Consider the following 16,622-nt stretch of genomic DNA (forward strand, 5'->3'; position numbering starts at 1 on the left):
GCAGCCTGAAGGCTACTTCACCTGCCGGCAATCGCGCAGGTGGACGCCACCGGTGTCCATCTTGTCGACCACGCCTTCCAGTTTCACCCAGTCGTTCTCGCGCAGGGTGGCGCCCAGCGCCATCTGATCCGGCGCCAGCGCACAGTGCACGGTGAAGTTGGCATTGTTGTCGTCGTTCGACTGGCGTCCGCCGATGCCACCGATGCCCTTCATCTTGGTGACCAGATAGCCCACCTCGAAGGTCTTGGCAAAGCGGTTGGGCTGGGCGGTATACACCTGGCCATCGATGATGAAACGACGGCCGAAATACTTGACGAGCAACGGCTGGTACATCGCATCGGTATCCGGCGGGGTGCTGGTGCCGGAGAACAGCGCCCTGAGCGGTGCGGTGTTGATTTCCCGCTGCAGCCGCTTGGCGTCCTTGCCCATTTCGGTGGACATGCCGACCGCAGTGGCCTGGATCGGCTTGTCGAAACCGCTGGAGACACGCACGGCTTCTGCGATCGCCTCGCCTTCGGGGCCGGTCTTGAGCTTGTCCAGCCAGCCACACAGCGCGCTGCGTGCGTCCTCTTCCTTGGCGGTCTGCCCGCGTGACAGCTTGGTGCCGACCACCACGTTGCCGCCATTGGAGGCGGTGATGATGCTGACCAGCGGCATCTTGGTGTCGGTCTGCAGCACGTACATCTGGCCTTCGGTCTCGGTGATGACATCTCCGCTGACGAAGTTGTTGCCCTCATCAAGCGCTGCCTTGCGCAGCTGGCCCAGGGCGCTGCGGGGCTTCAGGCCGGGGAGGGTGACTTCGGAAGTGAAGAACTGGCCATTGCGGGGATCGCCTACCGCCTGGAAATTCTGCTGGCAGGTCTTGGCCGAGGCGCTTGCGGCCGTGCCCAGCGCGCAGGCCACGGCGACGGCGACCCAGGGGGTCTTGGTAGTCCACATGTTCCGGATTCCTTGTGCTTGGGTGTCCATTGCGGGCCGCAACGCCGAAGCGATCCGGCTGCCCGTTCCCCATCCAGAGGGGATGTGGTCATCATAGTGTGGCCCGGCACGGGCGCAAGCTGCGGCGAGCCGCGACGTGCAGTCTGCAATGTTATAAACACCGTGATAGTTTCCCCACGGTCGCCGGCGTAGCCTGCCTCCATCGCAAAGGAGCTGTTGCCATGGGCCACGACCACGATCACCTGCCATCCGAGATCCGCCACGAGAAACCCTTGTGGTGGGCGCTCGGCCTGACCTCCACCTTCCTCGTCGTCGAAGTGGTGGGCGCGTTCTGGACCAACAGCCTGGCGCTGTTGTCCGACGCGGCACACATGGCCACCGACGCGCTGGCCCTGATGATCGCGCTGGTCGCGGTGCGGCTGAGCCGGCGCCCGCCGGATGCGCGTCGCACCTACGGCTATGCGCGCCTGGAAGCGCTGGGCGCAATGATCAACGGCGCGATGCTGTTCGTGGTTGCCGGCTACATCCTGTGGGAAGCCGTCGGGCGCTTCAGCAAGCCGCAGGAGATCGCCTCCACCGGCATGCTGGTGATCGCCTCGGCCGGCCTGGTCATCAACCTGATCTCGATGCGCCTGCTGCAGGCCGGCAGCGGCGAGAGTCTCAACGTGAAGGGAGCCTACCTGGAAGTGTGGGCGGACATGCTCGGCTCGGTGGCGGTGATTGCGGGTGCGGTGCTGATCCAGTTCACCGGCTGGAAGCCGATCGATGCGATCCTGGCGGTGCTGATCGGCCTGTGGGTGTTGCCGCGCACCTGGGTGCTGATGCGCGAGGCGATCAACGTGCTGCTGGAAGGCGTGCCCAAGGGCATGGACGTGGCCAAGGTGCGCGACAGCCTGTCCAGCCACGCCGCGGTAATGGACGTGCATGACCTGCACGTGTGGGCGCTGGCCTCCAGCACGCCGGCGCTGACCGCGCATGTCGTTACGCGCGACGGCACCGATGCCGATGCGCTGCGCCGTGAGCTGAGCGGGCGCCTGCACGATGACTTCGGCATCGAGCACGTGACACTGCAGCTTGAAGCGGACCACTGCGGCGAAGCCTGTGGTGAGCCGGCGCCGGTGAAGGGCGGCGAGCATGAGGGCCATGAAGGTCATGACCACGACGAGGACGCGCAGGGCCATCGCGGTCACGTGCATCGTTGAATGGGATATGCCGTCACGCGGATCGGGTGAAACCGGCCGGGCGAAACCGACCGGGCGAAACCGACCGGGCGAAACCGACCGGGCGAAACCGACCGGGCGAAACCGGCTTGGTAGAGTCGACTGTTAGTCGACTGCTCTCCGGCGGGGCTGCGACGAAGCCCGCGCTGCGCGCGTTAGTCGACTGTCAGTCGACTCTACCCTGTCGCGAGGCCAGGTGGGTCGGTTCCGGCAGGAGGCCGCCATGCAGAGTCCGCTACGAAACCGACGGGGCGAAACCGCCTTGGTAGAGTCGACTGTTAGTCGACTGCTCTCCGGCGAGGCTGCGACGAAGCCCGCGCTGCGCGCGTTAGTCGACTGACAGTCGACTCTACCCTGTCGCGAGGCCAGATGGGTGGGTTCCGGCAGGAGGCCGCCATGCAGAGTCTGCTACGAAACCAGCGGGGTGGGACCGCCTTGGTAGAGTCGACTGTCAGTCGACTGCTCTCGCAGCGAGGCTGCGACGAAGCCCGCGCTGTGCGTGATAGTCGACTGACGATCGACTCTACCCTGTCGTCCCGACACGACCGCGCAGGTTGCATCCGTCGAGAACAGCGAAGGTCATTCGTCCCGTCGCGAGGCCAGCCGATCCGCCAGCCGGGTCGGCTCCGGCAGCCGGTAACCGTGCAGCGTGCGCTGCACCCAGGCCAGCGCGGTATCGGCACTGACCCGATGGCCGCCGGCCACGAACAGCGGCTTGCAGCGCACCTTGCTGCGCAGCACCCAGCCGAGCTGCTCGTCACCGTCCATCAATGGCGTATGCGCGCCTGCTTCGGCGCCCGGTTCGACGAAGCGGCCGACCAGTTTCGACTTGGCCACGCCGATGCTCGGCAGGTCGGTGACCACGCCCAGATGCGCGGCCACGCCCAGCCGGCGCGGATGGCTGATGCCGTGGCCATCGACGAACACCAGTTCCGGCGTGCGTGGCAGCAGCGCCAGTGCGGCCAGCAGAGCTGGCAACTCGCGGAAGCTGAGCAGGCCGGGGATGTACGGCATCACCGTGGGAATGCGCGCTATTTCCTGCGCCACGGGCTGCAATGTCTTCGCATCCAGCAGGACCGCTGCGGCGCGGGTGGTGGCACCGTTGTCCTCAAAGCCCACATCCAGCCCGGCCAGCCAGCGCACGTCGTTGGGCAGGCGGTCCTGGCGCTCCACGCGGCTGGCAAGCTGGGTCTGCTGCGCGCGGGCAGCGGTGACGCTGCCTTCCCAGCGCCCGGGGTCGATCACCGTATTCATTGGCTGCAGCATCGCATGCGCGGCGCCACGGCACGGTGAGCGGCCGCCGGGGCTACAATGGCGGCCTGCCTTTCCTCGCGTTGGAGACCCTGCAGTGACCCGTAAACTCGTACTGTTGCGCCATGGCCAGAGCCAGTGGAACCTGGACAACCGCTTCACCGGCTGGGTCGATGTCGACCTGACCGAGCAGGGACGCCGGGAAGCGGCCGCCGCCGGTCGCCTGATGCGCGAGGAAGGCCTGCAGTTCGACGTCGCCCACACCTCCGTGCTCAAGCGTGCCATCCACACCCTGCAGGGTGCGCTGGCCGAGCTGGAGCAGGACTGGCTGCCGGTGAACAAGTCCTGGCGCCTCAACGAGCGGCACTACGGCGGCCTGCAGGGGCTGGACAAGGCCGAGACCGCGGCCAAGCACGGCGAAGAGCAGGTCAAGGTCTGGCGTCGTTCGTACGACATCCCGCCGCCGCCGATGGAACTGGAAGATCCGGGCCACCCGATCCATGACCGCCGTTACGCCGGTCTGGACCGCAACGCGCTGCCGGGCACCGAGTCGCTGGCCACCACCCTGGATCGCGTGCTGCCGTACTGGCACGACGCGATCGCGCCGCAGCTGAAGGACGGCAAGACCGTGCTGGTCACCGCCCACGGCAACTCGCTGCGCGCGCTGTACAAGTACCTCAACAATGTCTCGCGCGAGGAAATCCTCGAGCTGAACATCCCGACCGGCATCCCGCTGCTGTTCGAACTGAACGACGACCTGACGGTGCAGTCGTTCCGCTATCTGGGCGACCCGGAAGCGGCGCGCAAGGCCGCCGAAGCCGTGGCCAACCAGGGCAAGGCGAAATAAGTAGATACCCACCGTTGGTGGGTATTCTTCTGCTGGGTGTGTGCGGACCAACGGTCCGCACACACCCGCTTGCGACCACGGGCGTTCCCCCTGTGACCTTTGGCCGGTCCCTGTCGTGGGCCTCCCCGGCTACCCTGTGAAATTACCCGCAGGAGAGCCTCATGAACGTCCGCAACCTGGTCCCGCTGGGCCTGACCATCGCCATCGCTGCCTCGCTGGCGGCCTGTGGCAAGAACGAAACCGCACCGGCGGCCGGTGCCGACGCCAAACCGGCCTTCGACCTGTCGCAGATCAAGACGCCGCTGATCTCGCTCAACAGCGCCGACCTCGATCCGGCCATCTCGGCCTGTACCGACCTCAATGGCTTCGTCAACAGCAAGTGGCTGAAGGCCAACCCGGTGCCGGGTGACCAGACCACCTGGGGCAGCTTCGAGATCCTGCGCGAGCGCTCGCTGGAAGTGCAGCACGCGCTGGTGCAGCAGGCCGCCGCCAGCCAGGCCAAGGCCGGCTCGGTGGAAGCCAAGATCGGTGACATCTGGAAGACCGGCAATGACGAAGCCAAGATCGAAGCCGCCGGCCTCGCGCCGCTGCAGCCGCAGCTGGACAAGATCACCGCGCTGAACGATACCGCCGCCATCACCCAGTACCTGCGCGACAGCCAGGCCGAGGGCAAGGGCGTGCTGTTCTCGCTGTTTGCCAATGCTGATTACAAGGATTCGGCCAACGTCATCGCCTACGTCGGCCAGGGCGGCCTGGGCCTGCCGGAGAAGGGCTACTACTTCGACGATGCGCAGGCCAAGATCCGCGACGCCTACGTGGCCTACATCGCGCAGGTGCTGACCCTGTCCGGCGTGGACGCCGCGCAGGCCGCCGAGCAGGCCAAGGCCGTGATGGCCTTTGAAACCCGCCTGGCCAAGGCCTCGATGTCGCGCATCGAAATGCGTGACCCGGCCAAGCGCTACAACCCGCTCAGCGCCGCAGACGCCGACAAGCTGACCCCGAACTTCAGCTGGACCGCGCTGTTCGACACCCTGAAAGTGCCGGCCGCACAGAAGTTCTCGCTGGCCCAGCCGGGCTTCTTCGGTGAAATGGACAAGATGCTGGCCGATGTGCCGGCCAGCACCTGGCAGGCCTACCTGCGCTTCCACACCATCGACGACGCCTCGCCGTACCTGAGCAGCCAGTTCGAGAAGGCCAACTTCGAGTTCTATGGCAAGACCCTGCGCGGCCAGCAGGAAATGCAGCCGCGCTGGAAGCGCGTGCTGGAGTCGGTCAACGGTGGCATGGGTGAAGCCCTTGGCCAGCTGTACGTCGACGCCGTGTTCCCGGCCGAGTCGAAGGTGGCCATGCAGCACCTGGTGGAGAACCTGTCGCAGGCGCTGAAGGCGCGCCTGGAGCAGCTGCCGTGGATGGGCGAAGAAACCAAGAAGAAGGCGCTGGAAAAGTGGGCCAGCTTCACCCCGAAGATCGGTTACCCGGACAAGTGGCGTGAGTGGACCGGCCTGCAGACCAACGGTGACAGCTACCTGGGCAACATGCAGGCGGCACGTGCGTTCAACTACCGCTACATGCTGGACAAGATCGGCAAGCCGGTGGACAAGACCGAGTGGGGCATGACCCCGCAGACCGTCAACGCGTACTACAACGCCACCAAGAACGAGATCGTGTTCCCGGCGGCGATCCTGCAGGCGCCGTTCTTCGACGCCAAGGCCGATCCGGCGTTGAACTACGGTGGCATCGGTGCGGTCATCGGCCACGAGATGATGCACGGCTACGACGACTCGGGCAGCCAGTTCGCCGCCAACGGCAACTTCGACAACTGGTGGACCGACGCCGACCGCAAGGCCTTCACCGAGCGTACCGACCAGCTGGTCGCACAGTTCGATGGCTATGAGTCGGTGCCGGGCGTGTTTGTGAAGGGCAAGCTGACCCTGGGCGAGAACATCGGCGACCTGGGCGGCCTGACCGTGGCCTACGACGCGCTGCAGATGGCGCTGAAGGAAGACCCGAAGGCGAATGTCGAGGTTGATGGCCACAGCCAGGACCAGCGCTTCTTCATGAACTGGGCCACCGTGTGGCGCCGCAACTTCACCGATGGTGAGCTGCGCGTCCGCCTGAACACCGACCCGCATGCGCCGGCCAACTTCCGTGCCAACGGTGCACCGTCGAACATGCCGTCCTATGCCGCTGCATTCCAGTGCAAGACCGGCGATGCGATGGTGCGTGCCGACGACAAGCGCGTGGTGATCTGGTAATCGATCGCACGTGATGCGTGATGCGAAAGGCCCGGCGAACGCCGGGCCTTTTGTCTTCCAGACCGGTAGCGAGGAGCGGACTGGTAGAGTCGGCTGTTAGTCGACTATCGCGCGCAGCGGGGGATTTTCGCGATCAGTACGAAGAGCAGTCGACCAGCGGTCGACTCTACAGGTGCATCGGCGGGATTTTGGCGATCTGGACGAAGAGCAGTCGACCAACGGTCGACTCTACAGGTGCGTCGGCGGGCGCGTCAGTTCATGCCCGGCGGCAGGCAGCTACGCCAGCTCGGGCTCCCGTGCCAGCATGCGATGAAAGCGCTGCAGCACGTAGGGATCGATCAGTCCACCGGACTGCTCCTCGATGATGCGCAACGCAGTCTCGCGTTCCATCGCCGCGCGGTAGGGGCGCACGCTGGTCATGGCATCGTAGGCATCAGCAACGGTGACGATGCGCGAGCCCAACGGAATGCTCTCGCCGCGCAGCCCATCGGGATAGCCACTGCCATCGAACGCCTCGTGATGGGCGCGGATCAGCCGCGCAACCGGTGCCGCATCGCTGCGGCCGGTGGCCAGGAAGATGTGTTCACCGCGCACCGGATGCTCGCGCATGATCGCGCGCTCCTCATCGGTATGCCGGCGCGGGGCCAGCAGCACCTCATCGGGAATGCCGATCTTGCCGATGTCATGGAAGCGCGCGGCCAGACCGATCTGCGCACTGGCCTCGTCATCCAGATCGCAGTGCGTGGCCAGGCGCTGCGCGAGCAGGCCAACGCGGTCGCAATGGTGGCGGGTATAAGCGTCGCGCATCTGCAGCGACATCGAGAGGGCATCGATCAGGCAGGCCTGTGCATGCAGCAGGTCGGGGGCGGGTACGGCGTCAGGAAACATGGTCATCCGCCCGCACCGGGTGGGGACCGGTGCGGGGTGTTCGGGGGCGATCAACCCGGGGCGAGGGTGGTCAGAAGGGCGCGGGCCGCGTTGAAGCGGTCCTCCGGCAACGGCAGCGGATGCTTGATGCGAAGCTTGTCGGGCCCTTCCATGGCATAGAGGTTTGGCTGTTTCTGGATCAGCTGGATCACCGCCATCGGATCGATGTTCGGCTTGGACTCGAACACGATGCGGCCACCGTTCTCGCCCAGGTCCAGCTTGCGGATGCCCAGCGCGTTGGCTTTCAGCTTCAGCTCGGCGATGGCGAACAGGTGCTTGGCCGCATCCGGCAGCAGGCCGAAGCGATCGATCATCTCCACCTGCAGTTCGCGCAGCGCATCGCTGTCGCGCGCGCTGGAAATACGCTTGTACAGGGTCAGGCGGGTATGCACGTCCGGCAGGTAGTCTTCCGGGATCAATGCCGGCACATGCAGTTCGACCTCGGCACCACGCACTTCCTCGCCGGCATCCAGGTCGGGCAGCTTGCCCTGCTTGATGCTGCGTACCGCGCGCTCCAGTAGCTCGGTGTACAGGCTGAAGCCGACCTCGGCCATCTGCCCGCTCTGGTCCTCGCCGAGCAGTTCGCCGGCACCGCGGATCTCCAGATCGTGCGTGGCCAGGGTGAAGCCGGCGCCCAACTCGTCCATCGAGGCGATCGCTTCCAGGCGCTTCTCAGCGTCGGGGGTGATCGCGCGGCGGTCGGGGGTGATCAGGTAGGCGTAGGCACGGTGGTGCGAACGGCCCACGCGCCCACGCAGCTGGTGCAGCTGGGCCAGGCCGAAGCGGTCGGCGCGGTTGATGATGATGGTGTTGGCGTTGGGGATGTCGATGCCCGATTCGATGATCGTGGTCGACAGCAGCACGTTGAAGCGCTGCTTCTGGAAGTCCAGCATCACCTTTTCCAGCTCGCGCTCGGGCATCTGCCCGTGGGCGATGCCGATGCGCGCTTCCGGCACCAGCTCGGACAGCTCGCGCTGCATGCGGCCGATGCTTTCCACGTCGTTGTGCAGGAAGTACAGCTGGCCGCCACGTGCCAGCTCGCGCTGGAAGGCTTCGCGCAGCAGCGCGTTGTCCCACTGGGTGATGAAGGTCTGCACCGCCAGCCGGTTCGGCGGCGGCGTGGCGATGATCGACAGGTCGCGCAGGCCGGCCATGGCCATGTTCAAGGTGCGCGGGATCGGCGTGGCGGTCAGGGTCAGCAGGTGCACGTTGGCGCGCAGCGCCTTCAGGGCTTCCTTCTGGCGCACGCCGAAACGCTGCTCTTCGTCGACGATGACCATGCCCAGGTCCTTGAACTTCACGTCGGGCTGCAGCAGGCGATGGGTGCCGACGATGACGTCGATGGTGCCGGCAGCGACCTTTTCCAGCTCGGCCTTGATCTCCTTGGTGCTCTTGAAGCGCGACAGCACCTCGACCTTCAGCGGGTAATCGGCGAAGCGGTCGCGGAAGTTGCGGTAATGCTGTTCGGCCAGCAGCGTGGTCGGCACCAGCACGGCCACCTGCTTGCCGGCACTGGCGGCGGCGAATGCCGCACGCACCGCCACCTCGGTCTTGCCGAAACCGACGTCGCCGCAGACCACACGGTCCATCGGCTGGCTGCTGGCGAGGTCGCGCAGGGTGGCGTCGATGGCGGCCAGCTGATCGGGGGTTTCCTCGAACGGGAATCCGGCTGCGAACGGCTCGTACATCGCACGGTCCACCTGCAGTGCCAGGCCGGCACGCGCCTGGCGACGGGCCTGGATCTCCAGCAGTTCGGCAGCGACGTCGCGAACCTTTTCGGCGGCCTTGCGCTTGGCCTTGCTCCACTGTTCGCCACCGAGCGAATGCAGCGGCGCGGTTTCCGCTGAAGCGCCGGAGTAGCGGCTGATCAGGTGCAGCTGGGCGACCGGCACATACAGGCGGTCGCCCTTGGCGTATTCGATTTCGAGGAACTCGCCGGGCATGCCGCCGACGTCCATCGCGATCAGGCCACGGTAGCGGCCGACACCATGGTCCTCGTGCACGATCGGTGCACCCTCGGTCAGTTCGCCGAGGTCGCGGATGATCGCTTCCGGCTCGCGGCCGGCACGACGCGTGCGGCGGGTGCTGCCGGCGCGCTCGGGGAACAGCTGGCGCTCGGTCAGCACCGCGATGCGCGGATCGTCCAGTGCGAAGCCATCTTCCAGCGGTGCCACCGCGATCGCGAAGCGCGCATCGTCGGCGAGGAAGCTGGGCAGGTCGGCCACCACCGGCGGCTTCAGCTCGGCGGCCTGCAGCACTTCCAGCAGGGCCTCGCGACGTCCGGGCGAATCGGCGGCGATCAGTACCCGGCCCGGATAGTGGCCGAGGAAGGATTTCAGCGCGTCGCCAGCGGGGGCCTCGCGCGCGGCCACCGGCAGCGGCGGCAGCGGCTGGTCACCCAGCGCATGGGCATCGGCGATGCGCGCGTGGTCAGCCGACCACACCTCGATGCGCGGGGCATCGTTCAGGCGCTCGCGCAGCAGCTCCGGCGACAGGTACAACGCCGAAGGCGGCAGCAGCGGGCGCTCCACATCATGGCGGCGCTGCTCATAGCGGTCCGCGGTCTGCGCCCAGAACGCGACGGACGCTTCATACGCACCGGTACAGACCACCGGCAGGCTGCCGTCGGGCAGGTAGTCGAACAGGGTTGCGGTGCGTTCGAAGAACAGCGGCAGGTAGTACTCGACGCCGGCCGGGGCCAGCCCGGACTTCAGATCCTGGTACAGCGAACTGCGCCGGGTATCCACATCGAAACGCTCGCGCAGCGTGGCCAGCACGCGTGCGATGCTGGCCTCGTCCATCGGCACTTCGCGGCCAGGCAGCATGTGCACCGCCTCGACCTTGTCCAGCGAACGCTGGCTTTCCGGATCGAAGGCACGGATCGAGTCGATGTCCTCGTCCAGTAGTTCTACCCGCAGCGGCTCGTCGGCGCCCATCGGGAACACGTCGAGCAGGCCGCCGCGCACCGCGAAGTCACCCGGGTCCATCACCTGCGGCACGTTGCGGTAGCCGGCGCTTTCCAGGCGACGCTTCTCGGCTTCCAGGTCCAGGCGCTGGCCCACTTTCAGGTCGAAGCTGCCACCGATCACATAGCTGCGCGGGGCCAGCTGCTGCAGCAGGGTCTGCACCGGCACGATCACCAGGCCGCGCTTCAGCGCCGGCAGGCGGTGCAGGGCGGACAAGCGCTGCGAGATGATGTCCGGATGCGGGCTGAAGCGGTCGTACGGCAGGGTTTCCCAGTCCGGGAAGGCGACCACCGGCAGGGCCGGGTCACCGCCAAGCAGGGTCTGCAGGTCGGCTTCGAGCTGGTTGGCACCGTGGTTGTCACGGGCGATCACCAGCAGCGGGGCGTCATGCGCACGCGCGGCCTGGGCCAGGTACCAGGCCAGGGCGGTCGGCGAGGCGGGGGCGCGCCACCAGGCGCGGAGCTGGCCGGCGCGCGGCAGCGGCGGGGCGGGGTATGAGGTACGCGACATGGACCCCGGATTTTAGCAGAAGCCCGATCGAAGCCCGGTGGGTCGTGCCGGCCATTTGCCGGCAGCCTCATGTGCCGTTGGTGTAACGCAATGCCGGCCAGCGGCCGGCACTACCCGAATGCATCACCGGGCAAAGCCCGGCGCATCCGTCAGTTGTCCAGCTCCAGCACCATCCGCACCAGGCCTTCGGCACCGGTCGGGTGCGGCACCGGCTTGAAGCCCAGCGAGGCGGCCAGCTGCTTCATCGGCTCGTTCTCGGCGGCAACGTCGCCGTACAGGCGGTCGAGGTACTTGCCGCGGCCCCACTTCACCAGCTTGCGCATCAGCTGCCGGCCCAGGCCCTGGCCAATGAGGAAGCGGCTGATCAGGATCGCGTACTCGGCTTCACGGGTACCAGGGATGATCGAGGCCCGGGCGACCGCGCCGACCACCGCTTCGCCAGCGGGCAGGGATTCGGCTGCGACCAGGGTGATCTCGGTCTTGGGATTGGGGTGCGTCAGGCGCTGGGTGGTTTCCGGCGACAGCTCGGTCACCGCCTGCAGGAAACGATCACGGATTTCTTCCGGCCCGAACAGGCTGAACGCCGCTTGCAGCGGTGCGCCGTCTTCCGGGCGGATGGGGCGGATCAGCAGCTCGTGGCCGCTGGGAGCCTTGAAGATCTCATGCCAGGGCGGCATGCGGTTGCGAGTGGCCATACCGGGTGATTCCTTGGTGGTCCATCGATTGTGGCATCACCGGGGCTGCATTCCGTGAACGAAAGGCTCACGGCGGTACAGCCTCGTGAAGGCCGTTATTCGGGGGCTTTGAGCCAATCCAGGCGGGTGCTGGCCCCCGGTTCGCCCAGGTGCTGGCGCAGCGCCGGCAGGGCCGGGCCGACCACCCGGTCGAACTGCCACGGCGGGTTGAGCAGCAGCATGCCGCTGCCGTTGAGGCGCAGCGGCGAGTCGTCCGGGCGCACCAGGAACTCGATCGTCATCGCCGACTTGACCGGCAGGGCAGTGGCCTTGCGCAGGAAATGCAGAATGGTGCGGCGCTGCTTGATCGGGAACCAGACCGCACAGGTGGCCTGCGGCCAGCGTGCCAGGGTCTCGGCCAGGGCGGCCAGAACGGCCTGGTATTCGGCGTCCTGCGCCTCGTACGGCGGATCGATCAGCACCAGGCCACGACCGATCTTGCTGCCGTTGAACTTCGGCGGCAGCAGCGAGCGCAGCAGGGCATAGCCATCGCCAGCGCGCACATCGACGCGGCTGTCATGGGCGAACAGGGCCTTCAGCGTGGCCGTTTCGGCTTCCTGCAGCTCGCAGACCGCCATCCGGTCCTGCGCGCGCATCGCCTGTGCGCTCAGCAGCGGCGAGCCCGGGTAGTTGGTCAGCGCGCCGACCGGGTTGTCGGCCTGGACCGCCTTCAGGTAGCGCTCGACCACCTCCGGCAGCTTGGGCTGGGCCATCAGCCGCATGATCCCGGATTCGGCCTCCAGGGTCTTGCGGCTCTCTTCGCTGGCCAGCAGGTAGCGGCCGGCACCGCCGTGGGTGTCGAGCACGAAGAACGGGCTGTCCTTGCGCTTGAAGCTGTCGATCAGGGCCAGCTGCACGATGTGCTTGAGCACATCGGCGTGGTTGCCGGCATGGAAGGCGTGGCGATAGTTCATGGGCGGCAGTGTACGGGGCGGCGGCCGCAGCGGCTATGCTGCGCGCCATGACAGCTCCCGTTGCCCATGTCCTGGTAGTCGAGGACGAAGCCGCCATCGCCGAAACCGTGCTCTATGCGCTGCGCAGCGAGGGCTATGCCGCCAGCCACTGCCTGCTGGGCGGGGAGGCGCTGCAGCGGCTGCAGGCCGGGGATATCGACGTGGTGGTGCTGGACGTGGGCCTGCCCGACCTGGGCGGTTTCGAGGTGTGCCGGCGCCTGCGCGCGCAGCCCGGGCCGGCGGCGCAGCTGCCGGTGATCTTCCTGACCGCCCGCAATGATGAAGTGGACCGCGTGCTCGGCCTGGAGCTGGGCGCCGACGACTACATGACCAAGCCGTTCTCGCCGCGCGAGCTGGTGGCGCGGGTGCGTGCACGCCTGCGCCGTGCGGCGCCGGTCATCGCAGCGCCCAGCGCCGATGCAGGCTGGCAGGAACATGGCGCGTTCGCCATCGACCGCGAAGGCCGGCGCATCCGCTTCCGTGGCCAGGCACTGGACCTGACCCGCTACGAGTACGCGCTGCTGGAGGCGCTGCTGCAGCGACCCGGTGCCATCCTCAGCCGTGCCCAGCTGATGGACCGTGGCTGGGACAGCAGCGCCGACAGTGCCGACCGCACCGTCGATACCCATGTAAAGACGCTGCGTGCCAAGCTGCGCGCGGCCGGTGCCAGCGACGACCCGATCCGCACCCACCGTGGCCTTGGCTACGCGCTGGAGGTCTAGCCGATGCGCCTGGTGCTGAAGCTGTTCCTGGGCTTCTTCCTGATCACCGGCATCGCGGCCTTCTTCGTGATGCGCGTGTTCGTCAACGAAGTGAAGCCGGGTGTGCGCCAGGCGATGGAATCGACCCTGGTCGATGCGGCCAACGTGCTGGCCGAGATGGCCGCCGCCGACGTCAAGGACGGCACCATCGGCAGCGGCAGCTTCACCCGCAACCTGGCCAAGGCACGGCAGCGCGACCTGAAGGCAATGGTCTGGCGTTTCCCGAAGCGCTCGCTGGATTACCGGGTGACCATCACCGATGCCAAGGGCATCGTCATCTACGACTCGCTGGGCCGTGACCTTGGCCGCGACAATTCGCGCTGGAATGATGTCTACCGCACCCTGCGTGGCGAGTACGGTGCCCGTTCCAGCCCCGAGATTCCGGGCGAGGAAGGCGATACGGTGATGCATGTGGCGGCGCCGGTATACGACCCGGCCGATGGCCGCACCCTGATCGGCGTGCTCAGCCTGGCCCAGCCCAACCGCAGCATCGATCCGTTCATCGCTGCCAGCCAGCGCGCCATCATCGAGCGCGGTGCCTGGCTCATCGGATTGTCGGCGCTGGTCGGCGTGCTGGTGACGATGTGGCTGACCACTGGCCTCGGCCAGCTCAGCCGCTATGCACGCGCGGTCAGCGCGGGCGAACCGGTGCCACCACCACGGCGCCGTCGCGACGAGATCGGCGATCTCGGCCAGGCGCTGGAAACGATGCGCCGCAAGCTCGAAGGCAAGGCCTACGTCGAGCAGTACGTGCAGTCGCTGACGCACGAGATGAAGAGCCCGCTGGCGGCGATCCGCGGTGCCGCCGAACTGCTGCAGGAGCCGCTGCCCGAAGCGGACCGCGTGCATTTCGCGCGCAGCATTGTCGATCAGCAGGAACGGCTGACCGAGACCATCGACAAGCTGCTGGCGCTGGCCGAAGTGGAACAGCACGGCTGGCTGCAGACCCGCGACCCGATTGCATTGCCGGCATTGCTGGCCGATGCGGCCGCGGCCGCGCAGGTGCGCGCGCAGGCGGCCGGTGTGCGGGTCCACATCGGCAACGTGCCCGACCTGCGGGTGCAGGGCGACGGCTACCTGCTGCGGCAGGCGCTGCACAACCTGATCGACAACGCGATTGCCTTCTCGCCGTCCGGCGCGGAGATCGCGCTGCAGGCCGAGGTGGATGGAAAGGGCGTGCGCCTGCAGGTGGCCGACCGCGGCGCCGGCATCCCGGACTATGCGCGCGAACGGGTGTTCGAACGCTTCTATTCGCTGGCGCGGCCCGGCAGCGGGCGGCGCAGTTCCGGCCTGGGCCTGCCATTCGTGCAGGAAGTCGCGCGCCTGCACGATGGGCGCGCCAGTGTCGACGTCCGCGAGGGCGGCGGCACCGTGGCCAGCCTGTGGCTGCCGTTGGGCGCGCCGGGCCAGCGCCCTCGCCGCTGACTTCACACTCGCTTCAAATTCGCCACAAACCCTGCTCACCACCGCGGTCCATCCTGCAGCCCTCTCCAACGAGGATGGACCATGAAATCCCTGAAGATGCTGCTGAGGTTCGCCATTGTCGGCGGGCTGATCCTGCTGCTGCTGGTGCCGCTGACCATGATCCGCGGGGTCATCAACGAACGCAGTGCGTACCGCGACGAGGCGTTCTCGCGGGTGGCCGACAGCCGCGCCGGTGCACAGCAGCTGGTGGGCCCGGTGCGGGTGGTGCCATGGGTGGAACGCAAGCAGGTTGAACTGGTCGACCCGCTGGGCGTCAAGAAGACCGAGATACAGGTCACCGAGGGGCACTGGCTGCAGATGCCGGCGTCGCTGGAGGTGGGCGGCGAGATGCTGCCGAGCCAGCGCGAAGTCGGCCTGTTCAAGGTACCGGTGTACAGCTGGAACGGCCAGATGAAGGCGACCTTCGCCGCAGACGACTATCCGGTGAAGGCCGGCCGCAGCTACGGCCAGCCGTATGTCGCGGTTGGTGTATCCGATGTGCGTGGCCTGGTGGGTACGCCGAACCTGCGCGTGGATGGCAAGCAGCTGCGGTTGCTGCCGGGCGTTGGCGCGGCCAGCGAGGTGGGGCGAGGCCTGCACGCACCGGTGGCCGGTTTCGCTGCGGATCAGGGCGGCACGCTGGCTGCCAGCACGGTTGAACTGGAGCTGCGCCTGGATGGCAGCCGCATGCTGTCGGTGGTGCCGTTGGGCGATGACACCCACATCGCGCTGCGTTCGAGCTGGCCGCATCCGTCGTTCAGCGGCGCGTTCCTGCCCAACGAACGCCGCGTTGATGCGCAGGGCTTCGATGCACGCTGGGCGGTGTCCTCGCTGGCCTCCGATGCCCAGCGCCAGCTGCGCAATGATGGTGCGGTCGAATCGCAGGCGGTGACGGTGTCGCTGGTCGATCCGGTCGATACCTACACCCAGGCCGACCGTGCCTCGAAATACGGCGTGCTGTTCGTGCTGCTCACCTTCGTCGGCTTCATCCTGTTCGAGCTGATCAAGTCGCTGCGCATCCACCCGTTGCAGTACCTGATGGTGGGCCTGGCGCTGGCGATCTTCTTCCTGCTGCTGATCAGCCTGTCCGAGCACATCGCGTTCTGGAAGGCTTACCTGGTCTCGGCCGTGGCCTGTATTGGCCTGCAGGCGGTGTACCTGGCCAATGTGCTGGGCCACTGGAAGCGCGGCCTTGGCTTCGCTGCGCTGCTGACCGTGCTGTACGGCGCGCTGTATGGCCTGCTGGTGTCGGAGAACAACGCGCTGTTGATGGGTTCGCTGCTGCTGTTCGTGATCCTGGCGCTGGCGATGTGGGTGACCCGCCGGGTCGACTGGTACGCGCTCGGCGCGGAACTGAAGTAAGGAGCAGGCCATGGGCTGGCGCCAGGGATTGCGGCAACGGGCACGGCAGGGCATTCCGGCCCTGCTGGAAGTGGATGCACTGCTGCAGGCACATGGCGTGCTGGCGGCCCTGCCGGGGGCGCGGATCGCCCCCGGCCTGGTCCGCTTCCAGCTGGCGGCGGTGACCTGCGAAGGATTGCAGGGGCAGGGATTGCGCTGGCTGCAGGGCGCGCGGCAGGGACGCGGCGCGGTGGCTGGCCGGGTGCCGCGCTACCGGCCATGGAAGGCCGGGGCGGAGGCGCTGGCCGAGATCGGTATCGGTGGCCTTCCGGATGACTGGCCGGCACACGCGGCGGTGTACGGCTGCAGCAGCATCGACCGGCGGCACTGGTTGCTGCTGCTGCCGGAACGGGCACAGTTGTGGTTGGGATGGAGCGGGTGATTGGGCTGTTCA

General features: G+C 67.2%; 13 protein-coding genes. 7 read left to right on the top strand and 6 right to left on the bottom strand.

Annotated features, from left to right (window positions below; translation table 11 throughout):
• Positions 1 to 12: 12 nt before the first annotated feature.
• Positions 13 to 939: a hypothetical protein gene (locus tag CKW06_RS07705; protein WP_005408676.1), complete on the bottom strand. Its 927-nt coding sequence runs from the start codon at positions 937 to 939 to the stop codon at positions 13 to 15.
• 221 nt (positions 940 to 1,160) lie between these two features.
• On the opposite strand from CKW06_RS07705, the gene CKW06_RS07710 reads away from it, so the two are divergent.
• The gene (locus CKW06_RS07710; RefSeq protein WP_038645755.1) at positions 1,161 to 2,141 is read left to right on the top strand and encodes a cation diffusion facilitator family transporter; all 981 of its coding nucleotides are present in this window, start codon (positions 1,161 to 1,163) and stop codon (positions 2,139 to 2,141) included.
• Positions 2,142 to 2,738: 597 nt separating this feature from the next.
• Here the strand turns inward: CKW06_RS07710 and nfi are convergent.
• The gene (gene nfi / locus CKW06_RS07715; protein ID WP_024958448.1) at positions 2,739 to 3,413 is read right to left on the bottom strand and encodes a deoxyribonuclease V; all 675 of its coding nucleotides are present in this window, start codon (positions 3,411 to 3,413) and stop codon (positions 2,739 to 2,741) included.
• 94 nt (positions 3,414 to 3,507) lie between these two features.
• Here nfi and gpmA point away from each other — a divergent pair, with 94 nt between their 5' ends.
• Together gpmA and CKW06_RS07725 are read left to right on the top strand one after the other, a co-directional pair.
• Complete coding sequence (gpmA, locus tag CKW06_RS07720; RefSeq protein WP_005408679.1) at positions 3,508 to 4,257, top strand: 2,3-diphosphoglycerate-dependent phosphoglycerate mutase; 750 nt, start codon at positions 3,508 to 3,510, stop codon at positions 4,255 to 4,257.
• Between the two features lie 161 nt (positions 4,258 to 4,418).
• Positions 4,419 to 6,512, top strand: coding sequence for a M13 family metallopeptidase (locus CKW06_RS07725; RefSeq protein WP_038645760.1), 2,094 nt, complete (start codon positions 4,419 to 4,421; stop codon positions 6,510 to 6,512).
• Between the two features lie 276 nt (positions 6,513 to 6,788).
• Here CKW06_RS07725 and CKW06_RS07730 read toward each other — a convergent pair whose 3' ends face one another.
• From CKW06_RS07730 to CKW06_RS07745, 4 genes are all read right to left on the bottom strand, one after another.
• Positions 6,789 to 7,406 carry an HD-GYP domain-containing protein gene (locus CKW06_RS07730; protein WP_038645763.1) on the bottom strand — a complete coding sequence of 206 codons (618 nt, stop codon included), beginning with the start codon at positions 7,404 to 7,406 and terminating at the stop codon, positions 6,789 to 6,791.
• Between the two features lie 44 nt (positions 7,407 to 7,450).
• Positions 7,451 to 10,915 (bottom strand): transcription-repair coupling factor, encoded by a 3,465-nt coding sequence (gene mfd, locus CKW06_RS07735; RefSeq protein ID WP_005412695.1) that lies wholly within the window; start codon positions 10,913 to 10,915, stop codon positions 7,451 to 7,453.
• A 149-nt stretch (positions 10,916 to 11,064) separates the two neighbouring features.
• A complete protein-coding gene (locus CKW06_RS07740) occupies positions 11,065 to 11,610 on the bottom strand; it encodes a GNAT family N-acetyltransferase (protein ID WP_004150340.1) in 546 nt (181 codons plus the stop codon).
• A gap of 95 nt (positions 11,611 to 11,705) precedes the next feature.
• Positions 11,706 to 12,563: a 23S rRNA (adenine(2030)-N(6))-methyltransferase RlmJ gene (locus CKW06_RS07745; protein ID WP_024958156.1), complete on the bottom strand. Its 858-nt coding sequence runs from the start codon at positions 12,561 to 12,563 to the stop codon at positions 11,706 to 11,708.
• A 35-nt stretch (positions 12,564 to 12,598) separates the two neighbouring features.
• Here CKW06_RS07745 and creB point away from each other — a divergent pair, with 35 nt between their 5' ends.
• From creB to CKW06_RS07765, 4 genes are all read left to right on the top strand, one after another.
• Complete coding sequence (creB, locus tag CKW06_RS07750; protein WP_005408684.1) at positions 12,599 to 13,324, top strand: two-component system response regulator CreB; 726 nt, start codon at positions 12,599 to 12,601, stop codon at positions 13,322 to 13,324.
• Positions 13,325 to 13,327: 3 nt separating this feature from the next.
• Positions 13,328 to 14,788, top strand: coding sequence for a two-component system sensor histidine kinase CreC (creC, locus tag CKW06_RS07755; RefSeq protein ID WP_024958158.1), 1,461 nt, complete (start codon positions 13,328 to 13,330; stop codon positions 14,786 to 14,788).
• 81 nt (positions 14,789 to 14,869) lie between these two features.
• Positions 14,870 to 16,189: a cell envelope integrity protein CreD gene (gene creD / locus CKW06_RS07760; RefSeq protein WP_005408686.1), complete on the top strand. Its 1,320-nt coding sequence runs from the start codon at positions 14,870 to 14,872 to the stop codon at positions 16,187 to 16,189.
• Positions 16,190 to 16,199: 10 nt separating this feature from the next.
• Positions 16,200 to 16,610, top strand: coding sequence for a hypothetical protein (locus tag CKW06_RS07765; RefSeq protein WP_012479575.1), 411 nt, complete (start codon positions 16,200 to 16,202; stop codon positions 16,608 to 16,610).
• Positions 16,611 to 16,622 lie beyond the last annotated feature (12 nt).

The sequence above is a fragment of the Stenotrophomonas maltophilia genome (assembly GCF_900186865.1).
GTDB lineage: Bacteria > Pseudomonadota > Gammaproteobacteria > Xanthomonadales > Xanthomonadaceae > Stenotrophomonas > Stenotrophomonas maltophilia.